The sequence below is a fragment of the Rhodococcus sp. IEGM 1341 genome, assembly GCF_030056895.1.
Lineage (GTDB): Bacteria > Actinomycetota > Actinomycetes > Mycobacteriales > Mycobacteriaceae > Rhodococcoides.
Genome location: NZ_JASHKV010000002.1, coordinates 229,815 through 242,827, shown reverse-complemented (window position 1 = coordinate 242,827; position 13,013 = coordinate 229,815). Strand labels below are relative to the sequence as shown.

Annotated in this window: 13 protein-coding genes; 6 read left to right on the top strand and 7 right to left on the bottom strand. The window is 64.7% G+C overall.

Annotated features, from left to right (window positions below):
- The first annotated feature begins 8 nt into the window (after positions 1–8).
- On the top strand, positions 9–1,082 hold the full coding sequence (locus QM615_RS08310; protein ID WP_149406923.1) for an SDR family oxidoreductase: 1,074 nt from the start codon (positions 9–11) through the stop codon (positions 1,080–1,082).
- Positions 1,083–1,124: 42 nt separating this feature from the next.
- Here the strand turns inward: QM615_RS08310 and QM615_RS08305 are convergent, their stop codons facing one another.
- The 3 genes from QM615_RS08305 to QM615_RS08295 all read right to left on the bottom strand — a co-directional run bounded on the left by QM615_RS08305 (position 1,125) and on the right by QM615_RS08295 (position 4,728).
- Positions 1,125–2,537, bottom strand: coding sequence for a xylulokinase (locus QM615_RS08305; RefSeq protein ID WP_149406922.1), 1,413 nt, complete (start codon positions 2,535–2,537; stop codon positions 1,125–1,127).
- 40 nt (positions 2,538–2,577) lie between these two features.
- Positions 2,578–4,275: a SulP family inorganic anion transporter gene (locus tag QM615_RS08300; protein WP_149406921.1), complete on the bottom strand. Its 1,698-nt coding sequence runs from the start codon at positions 4,273–4,275 to the stop codon at positions 2,578–2,580.
- Between the two features lie 108 nt (positions 4,276–4,383).
- Positions 4,384–4,728, bottom strand: a complete 345-nt coding sequence (locus tag QM615_RS08295; RefSeq protein ID WP_149406920.1) for an ArsR/SmtB family transcription factor — start codon at positions 4,726–4,728, stop codon at positions 4,384–4,386.
- A 116-nt stretch (positions 4,729–4,844) separates the two neighbouring features.
- Between QM615_RS08295 and QM615_RS08290 the strand changes: the two genes are divergently transcribed.
- The 5 genes from QM615_RS08290 (at position 4,845) to QM615_RS08270 (ending at position 9,582) form a co-directional block, all read left to right on the top strand.
- Positions 4,845–5,492, top strand: coding sequence for a TetR family transcriptional regulator (locus QM615_RS08290; RefSeq protein WP_149406919.1), 648 nt, complete (start codon positions 4,845–4,847; stop codon positions 5,490–5,492).
- A gap of 147 nt (positions 5,493–5,639) precedes the next feature.
- Positions 5,640–6,797: an acyl-CoA dehydrogenase gene (locus QM615_RS08285; RefSeq protein WP_149406918.1), complete on the top strand. Its 1,158-nt coding sequence runs from the start codon at positions 5,640–5,642 to the stop codon at positions 6,795–6,797.
- A gap of 5 nt (positions 6,798–6,802) precedes the next feature.
- Positions 6,803–7,651 carry a 3-hydroxybutyryl-CoA dehydrogenase gene (locus QM615_RS08280; protein ID WP_283347283.1) on the top strand — a complete coding sequence of 283 codons (849 nt, stop codon included), beginning with the start codon at positions 6,803–6,805 and terminating at the stop codon, positions 7,649–7,651.
- A 118-nt stretch (positions 7,652–7,769) separates the two neighbouring features.
- On the top strand, positions 7,770–8,564 hold the full coding sequence (locus QM615_RS08275) for an SDR family NAD(P)-dependent oxidoreductase (protein ID WP_149406916.1): 795 nt from the start codon (positions 7,770–7,772) through the stop codon (positions 8,562–8,564).
- A gap of 55 nt (positions 8,565–8,619) precedes the next feature.
- Positions 8,620–9,582, top strand: a complete 963-nt coding sequence (locus QM615_RS08270; protein ID WP_082898694.1) for a glucose 1-dehydrogenase — start codon at positions 8,620–8,622, stop codon at positions 9,580–9,582.
- A gap of 79 nt (positions 9,583–9,661) precedes the next feature.
- Here the strand turns inward: QM615_RS08270 and QM615_RS08265 are convergent, their stop codons facing one another.
- The 4 genes from QM615_RS08265 to QM615_RS08250 form a co-directional block, all read right to left on the bottom strand.
- Positions 9,662–10,420, bottom strand: a complete 759-nt coding sequence (locus tag QM615_RS08265) for an SDR family oxidoreductase (RefSeq protein ID WP_032396725.1) — start codon at positions 10,418–10,420, stop codon at positions 9,662–9,664.
- Between the two features lie 66 nt (positions 10,421–10,486).
- Positions 10,487–11,224 (bottom strand): lysophospholipid acyltransferase family protein, encoded by a 738-nt coding sequence (locus QM615_RS08260; protein WP_149406915.1) that lies wholly within the window; start codon positions 11,222–11,224, stop codon positions 10,487–10,489.
- 15 nt (positions 11,225–11,239) lie between these two features.
- A complete protein-coding gene (locus QM615_RS08255; protein WP_149406914.1) occupies positions 11,240–11,995 on the bottom strand; it encodes an ABC transporter permease in 756 nt (251 codons plus the stop codon).
- Positions 11,992–12,987 (bottom strand): ATP-binding cassette domain-containing protein, encoded by a 996-nt coding sequence (locus tag QM615_RS08250; protein WP_149406913.1) that lies wholly within the window; start codon positions 12,985–12,987, stop codon positions 11,992–11,994. The genes QM615_RS08255 and QM615_RS08250 overlap by 4 nt, the downstream gene beginning before the upstream one ends.
- Positions 12,988–13,013: the final 26 nt, after the last annotated feature.

Here is a 13,013-nt window from a genome sequence, read left to right as displayed (position 1 = left end):
CGGTGTCGATGACTACGAACAACACCCGCGCATTGATCGTCGGTGCCACCGGCATCTCCGGACAAGCTCTGTGCCGCGTTGCTCTCGACGCAGGCTGGGACACGTACGGACTCAGCCGTAGTGGCAGCACTCCGGTCGACGGCGTCATCGGTGTGGCCGCCGATCTGCTCGACCCGGCCTCGCTCGAGGAGGCGCTGACGGACCTGCGCCCTGAGGTCGTGTTCTTCACCGCATGGATGAAGAAGGACTCCGAGCAGGAGAACATCGAGGTCAACTCGGCGACGCTACGCAACGTGCTGAACGTGCTCGGCCCCCTCGACTCGGTGAAGCACGTCGCGTTGATGACCGGCCTCAAGCACTACCTCGGGCCGTTCGACGCCTACGGCGAGGCAGTGATGGCCGAGACGCCGTTCCACGAGACCGAGGATCGCCTCGACACCCCGAACTTCTACTACGCCCAGGAAGACGAACTGTTCGCCGGGGCCGAGAAGTTCGGATTCGGCTGGAGCGTGCACCGCGCCCACACCATCTCGGGATTCGCGGTCGGCAACGCGATGAACATGATGTTGACGCTGTCCGTGTACGCGTCGATCTGCAAGGAGCTCGGCGAGAAGTTCGTCTTCCCCGGTTCCGAGACCCAGTGGAACGGGCTCACCGACCTCACCGACGCGGACCTGCTCGCCGAGCAGATGGTGTGGGCTGCGACCGATGACAACGCGCACAACGAGGCGTTCAACATCGCCAACGGTGACGTCTTCCGCTGGCGCTGGCTGTGGCCGCAGTTCGCCGCGCACTTCGGCGTCGAGCCCGAGGGCTACGACAGCGAGCCGCGTCCGCTCGAATCCCGCATGTCCGACGCGGCCGCAACATGGAAGCGCATCGCCGAGAAGCACGATCTGGTCGAAAGCGATGTCTCCCGCCTGGCGTCGTGGTGGCACACCGACGGTGACCTCGGCCGCGACATGGAATGCCTGACCGACATGAACAAGTCGAAGAAGGCCGGTTTCCTCGGCTTCCGATCCACCCCGGATGCCATTGCCTCGGTGATTCAGCGATACCGAGATGCGCGTCTGATTCCCTAGTGCGCTACGCGCAGTGGTGCGGTTAAGTGCCCTCTGCGGCACTCAACCACGCCACTGCGGCGCAGCCGCATACTCGGCGTAGCGCTCCCGCACCGCCGGGGTCGGGTCGGCCTCGTATGTCTTCGACTTTGCCTGCGCCCAGGTCGGCGGCTCGCTGGTCCCGGCCAGTGTCCACGCCGCCTGGCGCGCGGCACCGTCGGCGACGTATTCACCCGGCTCGGGCACGATCACCGGAACGCCGAGAATGGCCGGGGCCAACTCGCGCAATGCAGCGGACTTCGCGCCGCCGCCGATGAGCAGCACCCGCTTCGTCTCGACCCCCTGCGAACGCAGATGGTCGATACCGTCGGCCAAACCGCACAGCAGTCCCTCGACGGCAGCGCGCGCGAGGTGGCCCGGTGTCGAATTGTTCAGTCGCAGGCCATGAATCGCACCGGATGCATCGGGACGATTGGGGGTGCGCTCGCCCTCGAAGTACGGCACCATCACCACACCGTCGCTCGTCGTCGACAGCGCCAACCGCGACAGTTCGTCGTGATCGACGCCCAGCATCCGCGCTGTCGCATCGAGGACGCGAGCAGCGTTGAGAGTGCACACCAACGGCAACTGCCGGCCGGTGGCGTCGGCGAATCCGGCGACCAGACCCGAACCGTCTGCGGCCGCAACCGAGGTCACGGCAGATACGACACCCGACGTGCCGATCGAGACCACCACATCGCCGGGCTGAGCGTCGAGGGCGAGGGCTGCCGCGGCATTGTCTCCGGTCCCCGGCCCGATCAGTGCCCCACCCGACGTGCGGCCTATCGCCTCGTTCGGCGCAGCCACGCGGGGCAGCAGTGGGTTACGACCCCGAAAACCGAACTGCAGCAGATCCGTTCGATATTCGCCAGTGGCCGCGGAGAAGTATCCGGTGCCACTGGCGTCGCCTCGATCGGTGGCCAGAGCGTCGAGCCCTGATGCCCCGCCGAGCTGCCAGCTCAGCCAATCGTGCGGAAGGCACACCGCCGCAGTGCGATCGGCGTTCTCGGGCTCGTGGTCGGCGAGCCATCGCAACTTGGCGACGGTGATCGAAGCCAACGGAACCACTCCGACGGCGTCGGCCCAGGCCTGCCCGCCGTCGGTGCCTTCTTTTTCGCCCAACTCGGACACCAGGTCCGTCGCGGCCTGCGCCGATCGAGTGTCGTTCCACAGCAGGGCTTTACGGACCACGGATCCGTTGTCGTCGAGGCAGACCATGCCGTGCTGCTGCGCGCCCACCGACACCGCGTCCACGTCGTCGAGTCCGCCCGCGGCAGCGATAGCCTCGTCGAGCGCATCTTTCCATCGCTGCGGGTCGATCTCGGTACCGTCGGGATGGGCGGCTCGCCCCTGGCGGACCAACTCCCCCGACTCGGCGTCACGAACGAAGACTTTGCACGATTGGGTGGAGGAGTCGATTCCGGCAACGAGAGCCACGGTGAGCGGGTCCTTTCCTACGCAAGTGTGATCTACGACCCTACCCGCGAGGCGCGGTTGCCTCGGTCACCAACGTGCGCGCGTAGGCGATGGCCTGCGGCGTGGTCTCGAAAACACGGCGCGCTTCGTCGTCCTTGGTGGTGAACACGCCCAGCGCCGTCAGCGGACGCAGGTGTTCGGGTTTGGCTGCGGAGATGAGGACGGTGATGCGGCGATGTTCGAGTTCGGTGATCGTGTCCTTGAGGACCAGAGCTCCGGTGGCATCGATGGTGGTCACTCGCGACATGCGCAGGATCACCACTTTCACGTCCGACACGTCGGCGAGCTCGAGCAGGAAGCTGTGCGCAGCTCCGAAGAACAGTGCACCGTCGATCCGGTAGGCGACGATGTGTTCGCGCAGCAGGCCTTCTTCTTCCTTCGAGACCGCGTCGAGTGCATCGAGCGGTACCTGCTCGACCGTGGCCGATCGCGCGACGGCGCGCAGTGCCAGCACCGCAGCGAACCCGACGCCGACCGCCACAGCCGTCACCAGATCGAACAGAACCGTGACGAGAAAGGTCGACGCCATCACCACGGTGTCGCCGCGACCGGCGCGGGAAATTGCTCGGATGGAGGCTGTTTCGACCATTCGCACGGTCGTCGCCAGGAGCACCCCGGCCAGAGCCGCGAGGGGAATGTCGGCCACCAAGCCCGCGGCGGAATACATGATGGCGGCGAGGATCACCGCATGGGTGAGCGCGGCGAGCCTGGTGCGCGCTCCGGACCGAACGTTGACGGCAGTACGGGCGATGGCACCGGTGGCGGGGATCCCGCCGAACAACGGCGCGGCGATGTTGGCCAGTCCCTGCCCGAACAGTTCACGGTCGGGATTGTGCCGCGGGCCGACGCCCATCGAGTCCGCCGCGGTCGCGGACAGCAGCGATTCCAGTGCAGCCAGCGCAGCGACGGCGAACGCCGGTGCCAACAACGCCGTCACGTCACCGAGGTGGAAGAAGCTCAGGCTCGGGGCGGACAACGACGACGGAATGGTGCCGATGCGGGCGATGTCGAGGTCGAACAACTGAGTGACCACCGTTGCTCCGGCGACCGCAACAAGGGAGAACGGGATTTTCGGAGCCAAGCGGCCGCCGACCAGCATGACGATCGCGACCGTGACGGCCACGGCGGGCGTCAGAACGCTCGCATTCGAGACGAACGAGCGCACCGCGTCGAACGCGGACTGCCATACCTTCTCGCCCTCGGCATCGGTGATACCCAGGGCCGACGGAACCTGTTGCAGCGCAATGACGACGGCGATGCCTGCGGTGAACCCCTCGATGACGGGTGCCGGCATGTATCGGACGGCTCGTCCGACGCCTGCACCGGCGAGCGCCAGCAGAATGATTCCGGCCATCAGCCCGACGGCGAGCACTCCGGTCGGCCCGTACTCGGCGACGATCGGCACGAGCACCACCGTCATGGCACCGGTCGGCCCGGACACCTGAAATCTCGATCCGCCGAACACCGCGGCGACGACTCCCGCGATGATCGCCGTGGTCAGACCCGCCGCCGCACCCAGCCCGGTGCTGACGCCGAAGCCGAGTGCCAGAGGCAACGCCACCAGTGCCACGATCAGGCCGGCCAGCAGATCCGCGCCGGGTGCGCGGAAGGCCGGTTTCCACTCGCTCCACCTGGGCAGCAGCGCGGTCACAGCCCTGACGGCGTCGGTCGTGCGGGAAGGTTTCGTCGGTTCGGACATGTGACGCTTTCTGAGAACTCATCGATCCTGATCGAGCTACTTGCTAAGTTTAGCAAGTAATGAATCAGGTGAACAGGGACGTGAGCCAGACCATCCCGGGCCGTCGAGTCAGGTACGTGCTCCGGACTCGCCGTCCAGCAGCTCGGCCTGGTTGGCCACCACTCCCGTGAGTATTTCCCGCGCGACGACCAACAGGTCGGCCACCTTCGGCGACGTCAACGTGTAGGACACCGACAGGCCTTCCCGCGTGCCTTCGATGAGACCGGCGCGCCGCAGGATGGACAACTGCTGAGACAGATTGGCCGGCTCGATGCCGATTTCCGGAAGCATCTCGGACACGGCGTGCTCACGCTCGCTCAACAACTCCAGCACGCGAATACGCGCGGGATGCGCCAACGTCTTGAAGAAATCGGCTTTCATTCTGTAGAGCGGCCGGCTCGAATCCGTGGCCATGAAGTCCTCCCGTGACACCCGCCACCGCGCAGCAGGCTACTTGCGAACACTAGCAATCAACAGACCGAAGTGGACGACCTCCCTGCCCGTCCCGAAACTCGGCTACCTTCACTCCCATGCGCGGAGACCCCGAAGAATCCACCGACTTCAGGCTCACCGTGGCCACGGCGGCCCTCGACCTGTTCTCCGTCAAGGGCTACGAGTCGACGACGGTGGACGACATCGCCGGTGCCGCAGGCATCTCGCGTCGGACATTCTTTCGTCAGTTCCGCGCCAAGGAAGACGTCGTCTTCGCCGATCACGAAATACTGCTCGAGCAGGCCGACGCATTCCTGGTCGCGAACGAGGGCGATCCCTGGCGGGCCGTGTGCGACGCCGCGCAGTTGGTGTACGAGCGGTTTTCCGACTGGCAGGACATGTCGCGCCTGCGCTACCAGGTGGTGCACAAGATCCCCGCACTGCGCGATCGAGAAATCGTCACCGTGTTTCGCTACGACAGACTCTTCGTCGACTATCTGCAGCGTGTTCTGCCCGATCACCCTCACCTCGAGATCCTGCAGTTCTCGGCCACGGTGACCGCGACGCACAACTACATCCTTCGTCGGATGATCCGCGACGGCCTCCCGACGTCCGTGGAGGATCTGCGTTCGGCACTCGCGCAAGTGCGCGCGCAGTTCTTCGGTGAGATCGTCGTCGCGTCGTTCCCCCGGGGCACGTCCGTCAGCAAAGTCGTCGACGCCTTGGCCGATCACACAAGCACCTGACGTACCCGACTCGATGGCACTGAGTGCCGGATGCCGGAGACCCGGTCTTGAACGGGTCCGGTTTCGGACGTACACTGGGGCAATCCTTGGCACTGAGTGCCCTCCGTGGGCAGTGCCACCCCCGACACACCGAGGAGCGTGGCCGACATGGCCGGAAATCCCGACTTCGATCTGTACCAATCGCCCGACGAGCACAACGAACTGCGCGCAGCCATCCGGGCGCTCTCGGAGAAGGAGATCGCTCCGTACGCCAAAGAGGTCGACGAGGACTCCCGCTTCCCCGAGGAAGCACTCAAAGCGCTCAACGCTTCCGGCTTCAACGCCATCCACGTTCCCGAGGAATACGACGGCCAGGGTGCCGATTCCGTCGCTGCCTGCATCGTCATCGAAGAGGTCGCACGCGTCTGCGGCTCGTCCTCGCTGATCCCTGCGGTGAACAAGCTCGGCACGATGGGCCTGATCCTCAAGGGTTCCGAGGAACTCAAGAAGCAGGTCCTGCCGTCCCTCGCCGGTGGCGCGATGGCGTCGTACGCCCTGTCCGAGCGCGAAGCGGGATCCGACGCGGCGAGCATGCGCACCCGGGCCAAGGCCGATGGTGACGACTGGATCCTCAACGGCTCCAAGTGTTGGATCACCAACGGCGGCAAGTCCGATTGGTACACCGTCATGGCCGTGACCGATCCCGACAAGGGTGCCAACGGCATTTCCTCGTTCATCGTGCACAAGGACGACGAGGGATTCGTCGTCGGCCCCAAGGAGAAGAAGCTCGGCATCAAGGGTTCGCCCACCGCCGAGCTGTACTTCGAGAACTGCAAGATTTCCGGCGATCGCATCATCGGCGAGCCCGGTACCGGCTTCAAGACTGCGCTGGAAACACTCGACCACACGCGCCCCACCATCGGCGCACAGGCCGTCGGCCTGGCACAGGGTGCCCTCGACGCGGCCATCGCATACACCAAGGACCGCAAGCAGTTCGGCACCTCGATCTCGAGCTTCCAGGCAGTGCAGTTCATGCTCGCCGACATGGCGATGAAGGTCGAAGCCGCCCGCCTGATGGTCTACAGCTCCGCAGCCCGCGCCGAGCGCGGCGAGAAGAACCTCGGGTTCATCTCCGCGGCTGCCAAGTGCTTCGCCTCGGACGTGGCCATGGAGGTCACCACCGACGCCGTGCAGCTCTTCGGCGGTGCCGGCTACACCACCGACTTCCCGGTCGAGCGCATGATGCGCGACGCGAAGATCACCCAGATCTACGAGGGCACCAACCAGATTCAGCGTGTCGTCATGTCGCGGGCGCTGCTCAAATGAGCGACATCAACCTCGTAGGCGTCATCGGCGGCGGCACCATGGGTGCCGGCATCGCCGAAATGTGTGCTCGCTCCGGCAGTTCCGTACTGATCCTGGAAACGAGCCAGGCGACGGCCGACGCCGCAGAGGCTCGCCTCGACAAGTCCTTCGCTCGCGCCGTCAAGTCCGGTCGCATCGAAGCCGACGCAGCCGAGAAGGCCCGCGCTGCAATCACGTTGACACTCGAGATCGACGACTTCGCGGACCGCGATCTCGTGGTCGAGGCAGCACCGGAGATCGAGTCGCTCAAGCTGGACCTGTTCGGCAAGCTCGATTCCCTCGTCAAGCCCGAGGGAATCCTGGCCACGAACACCTCGTCGATCCCGGTCATCAAGATGGCCAACGCGACGAAGCGTCCCGACAAGGTGGTCGGCGTGCACTTCTTCAACCCGGTGCCGGTACTGCCGTTGGTGGAGATCGTCGTCAGCCTGCTCACCAGCGAGGAAACTGTCGCAGCGGTGACGGACTACGCCGGAAACACGCTGGGCAAGAAGACGATTCGCGCCGGAGATCGCGCCGGATTCATCGTCAACGCACTGCTCATCCCGTACATGGTCTCGGCCATCCGCATGCTCGAGTCCGGCTTCGCCAGCGCCGAGGACATCGACGAGGGCATGGTCAACGGTTGCGCACACCCCATGGGACCGTTGCGTCTGACCGACACCGTCGGCCTCGACGTCACCCTCGCGGTCGCAGAGTCGCTGTACGCGGAGTTCCGCGAACCGCACTACGCGCCGCCGCCGCTGCTGCAGCGCATGGTGGACGCCGGAATGCTGGGTCGCAAAACCGGTAAGGGTTTCTACTCGTATTCGTAGTAGTCCCCCGCCCGCTTCTGCGTGAATGGTCCATTCACCCCCGTCAGGGCCGGTGAATGGACCATTCACGTCTTCGAAAGGCGCACACTGGAGTCGTTCCACAACTCTGGGAGGCTTCATGAACATCGATCTCGACGGCCGCACCGCTTTGATTTCCGGCTCCAGTCAGGGCATCGGATTGGCGATTGCCACCGAATTGGCCCGCGCCGGTGCGCGCGTGGTCCTCAACGGCCGCAGCGAGTCGGCGCTGGATTCGGCCGAGGAACAGTTGCTGACGGCAGTGCCCGGTGCGCGGGTGATCGTCGTCGCTGCCGATCTCGCGACGGCCGACGGAGTCGAGACGTTGCTCGCGAAGGTGCCGGTGGTCGACATTCTGGTGAACAACCTCGGTATTTTCGGAGCCAAACCCGCTCTCGACATCGACGACGACGAATGGCGACGCTATTTCGAGGTGAACGTACTCTCGGCAATCCGGCTGATCCGCACGTATCTGCCGGCGATGACCGAGGCGGGCTGGGGCCGAATCCAGAATATCTGCAGCGATTCCGCGGTCGTGATTCCCGAGGAGATGATCCACTACGGAATGACGAAGACCGCACTACTCGCAGTGACCCGTGGATTCGCGAAAGCTGCTGCAGGAAGCGGAGTCACGGTCAATTCCGTGATCGTGGGCCCCACCCACACCGAGGGCGTCGAGAAGTTCGTCGGCGAGCTCGTCGGCGACGACCTCCCCTGGGACGAGGCGCAGGCGCAGTTCATGAAGGAGCACAGGCCACAATCGCTCATCGGACGCCTGATCGAGCCGAGGGAGATCGGCAACATGATCGTCTACTTGAGCTCCGAGCAGGCCTCTGCGACCACCGGTGGCGCTCTACGCGTCGACGGCGGCTACGTCGACGCGATTCTGCCCTGAGTCTTTCGTAGGGCTGGTCCGGTCGGTCACAGTTTGTGGCCGACCGGTTCGGGGCATGCGTGAGATACACGGAATCAAGCAGAGGTTCTTCACGCATTTCACCGTATTCGGAGACGATTCCACAGTGAGCGATCAGTACACCTTCACCAACCCCGTCACGCAGTACCGCCAGGACGGCTTCCCGGAGCAGCACCAGGATCCGCCCGGCCTGGCCGCAGATCTTCAGCCCCTCGCCGACCACGGTGAGCAGACGTACCGCGGATCCGGACGCCTCACCGGCCGCAAGGCCTTGATCACCGGGGCCGATTCCGGAATCGGACGAGCAGCAGCGATCGCCATCGCACGCGAGGGCGCCGACGTGGTTCTCAATTACCTACCGGCAGAAGAGAAGGACGCGCAGGAGGTTGCACAGTTGATCCGCGACGCCGGCCGCACCGCAGTCCTGGCACCGGCAGATCTCACCGACGAGCAGGCCGCGCGCGGCATCGTGCGCACTGCCGTCGACGAGCTCGGTGGCCTCGACCTGCTGATCAACGTCGCAGGTAAGCAGCAGTTCGTCGAAGATCTGGCCGACCTGACGTCCGAGCAATTCGATCAGACGTTCAAAACCAACGTCTACGCACTGTTCTGGATCATCCAGGAAGCGGTGCCGCACATGCCCGCCGGCTCCACCATCGTCAACACCAGCTCGATCCAGGCATACACACCGTCACCCGGACTGGTGGACTACGCGACCACGAAGATGGCCATCAACACCATCAGCAAGGCCCTCGCACAGCAGTTGGCACCGAAGGGAATCCGCGTCAATGTCGTTGCGCCGGGACCGTTCTGGACACCGCTGCAGGCAGCCGGCGGCCAGCCGACCTCGGCACTGCCGGAATTCGGCAAGGAAACACCGCTCGGACGCGCAGGGCAGCCCGCCGAGATCGCCGGCGCGTACGTCTATCTGTCGTCGGCCGAATCGGGTTACGTCACCGGCGACACACTGAACGTCAACGGTGGTATGCCGACGCCGTAGATCGTCACCCGTATTGAGTGAATGGACCATTCACACCCGTCTGGGCTGGTGAATGGTCCATTCACGCGTTCAGGAGAGGTCAGTCCTTGGGCCCACCGGCGGCGTAGACGACCTGACCCGAGATGAAGCCGGCACCCTCGCTGACGAAGAACGACGCCAGGTGCGCGATGTCATCGGGATGTCCGACGCGATTGACCGGAATCTGCGACGCAGCAGCGGCTTTGAAGTCCTCGAACGGCATGCCGACGCGTTCTGCGGTGGCTGCCGTCATCTCGGTCTCGATGAATCCCGGGGCGATGGCGTTGGCGGTGACGCCGAACTTGCCGAGCTCGATGGCGAGGGTCTTGGTGAAGCCCTGCATGCCGGCCTTGGCTGCGGAGTAGTTGGCCTGTCCGCGGTTGCCGAGAGCAGACGTACTCGACAGGTTGACGATGCGGCCCCACTTGGCGTCGATCATGTGCTTCTGGACCGCGCGGGTCATCAGGAACGATCCGCGCAGGTGGACGCCGAGCACGGAATCCCAGTCCTGCACCGTCATCTTGAACAGCAGGTTGTCGCGAGTGATGCCCGCGTTGTTGATCAGTACGGTCGGCGCACCGAATTCGCTGGCAATGCGATCGACGGCGGTCTGCACCGATTCCTCGTCGGCAACGTTGGCACCGATGGCCACTGCCTGCCCGCCTGCCGCCTGAATCGCGCCGACGGTGTCGCTGCACGCGGCCTCGTCGAGGTCGACCACGGCAACTCCGAAACCGTCCTTGGCCAGCCGCTTGGCTACCGCAGCACCGATTCCCCGTGCACTACCGGTGACAATGGCCGTCTTGATCTGATCACTCACGAATATCTCCCTTACGACGCCGAACTCGATAACTGTCCTCTGTTTCTATCAACACCGACAATGCGATCAGTACGCAGCCACCGCTCCGTCGAGTGCCTTCTGCATTCCCTCTGCCACCACCCGGGTGAAGTCGATCGGCTTCTCGGGCAAATCGGTGATGGGCGTGTCGATGTAGACGCTGGCCTGCTTCACCTTCGGCGCACCGGGACCGTAGCTCAGACCGATACAGATCAGCACCGGCTCGACCCCGAGCTTGCGCGCCCGCATCGCGATGTGGCCGATACCGCTGCCGACGTGCTGCACCGTCGTCGGATCCTCGAGATTGCAGGTCCCCTCGGGGAACACCGCAAGATCGTCGCCTCGCTTCATTCGCTCGGCACTGACGTCCATCATGCGGTTGCCCGCGGCGCTGACGGCCCGCATGCCGTGATTCTTGCCGCGGAAGACGGGGATACCGCCCATCATGTCGATTCGCTTGCGCTGCTTGGGTTCCTGGAACAGCTCGTCCTTGGCCAGCACCCGGGTGCGACCGATGACCGGACGCAGCGGCGACGCCCATGCCGCCGCTGCGAGGGTGTACGGATCGTTCTCGGTCAGATGATTGACCGCGATGAGCAGACGCGTGTTGTCGTAGACGAGACGACGCAACTCCTCACGGGCACCGTCGGGATACGACACCCGCGGACGGAATCGCCTGGCCAGGGTGGCATAAGCCAACCTCGCGACCTGACGATTCTGCTGATGACGCAGATAGAAGTCGTACACGGTCACATCGTTTTCGAGAATTACCGCAGGCCGATCCATGAGCCGAGCTTAGCCTCACACCCGCGAGGAACCCATAGCCCGGATCCCGACGGTAAGTCCGACCGCAGCGGTAGCCACGGCCGCGAAGACACCGGCCGTCACCGTCGAACTCGTGAAGTCTCCCGCGAACAGTGCACGTTCGGCATCGACCAGGTACCCGAGCGGGTTGATGTTCACCAGGAACTGCATCCACCCCGGTGCGGCCGTCAGCGGCAACATCGTGCCCGACAGGATGAGCAGCGGGAACATCAGAGTCTGCTGTATCGACCAGAACACCCAATCCTGGCCGCGCACAGCCAAAGCCAGCGTGTAGGACAGTGCGCCGAGCCCGACACCGAACACCCCGAGCAGCATGATGCCCACGACCGCACCGGTCGGATTCACGGACAGGCCGAGCGGTAAGGCGACCAGGATGATCAAGACGGCCTGCGCAGCCAGCGGCACCATCTCCTTGAACGCGCGCCCGACGAGCAGCGCCGATCGCGGCAACGGGGTCACCAACATCCGTTCGTGAGACCCCTGCTGCAGCTCCGCCAACAAATTCGAGCCCGTCATGGAGGTTCCGAAAATGGTGATCATCGCGAGGACCCCCGGAACGAACCAGTCCCAGACGCTTCCGTCCCCGAGGCCGGGTACCTCGGTGAGCAGTGGGCCGAACAGTGCGAGCAGGATCAACGGTTGGATGAGACTGAAGATCAAGGTGAACGGATCGCGGACCATCGGCCGCAGTTCGCGGCCCATCACCAACGTACTTCCCGACAGAACGTTCATCGGAGTTCTCCTGCCGTGCTCGCGGTTTCGAGAGGTGCGGAATCCGTCGCGGCGCTCTCACGAAGACTGCGCCCGGTGAGGCCGAGGAACACGTCGTCGAGGGTCGGTCTCGTCATATCCGCCGTGAGCACCCTGATGCCGTGGGAGTCGCTGAGCCGCAGGAGATCCGGGAGAACCACCTCGGCGCGCTCGACCCTGATGTTCAGACGCGAACCCGCCACCGTCACGTCCCTGATGCCGGCCACACCACCGAGAAGCGCAGCCAACGCCGAGGCGTCGGACACGGTGAGGACGATCAGATCACCTGCCAGTTCCGATTTCAGTGCGGTGGCGGTGTCGTCGGCGATGACGGTGCCGCGATCGACGACGATTACCCGCTCGGCCATCGAATCGGCCTCGTCGAGATAGTGCGTGGTGAGCACGATGGTGGTGCCCATCTCTCGCCTCAGCCGCAGAATGTGGTCCCACAGGTTCGCCCGGCTCTGCGGGTCCATGCCGGTGGTCGGTTCGTCGAGAAACAGCAACGGCGGCCGATGCACCAGACCCAGTGCGATGTCGAGTCGTCGACGCTGCCCGCCGGACAGCGTCGACACGGTACGAGTCGCGAGCTCGCCGAGTTCGAGTGCCTCGATCAATTCGTCTGCGCGACTGTCTGATCGGCGACGCGTCATGCCGTAGCACTGCCCTTGCACCACCAGCTCGTCCCGGACGCGCTGATTGTGGCCCGCACCGTTGCCCTGTCCCACGTAGCCCAGGCTGCGGCGGACTCGGTCCCGGTCTTTGCCCACGTCGAATCCGGCGATGCGGGCCGATCCCGACGTCGGTGCCAGCAACGTGGTCAGCATCCGCAGGGTGGTCGATTTACCGGCCCCGTTGGGGCCGAGCAGAGCCACCAACTCTCCCTCACCGATCGTCAGATCGATGCCGCGCACCGCCTCGACGGTCTTCTTGCCTTGCTGAAAAGTCTTGGTCAATCCCGAAGTTTCGATCATCTGTGACGCCCCTCGTCGTAGCGGTG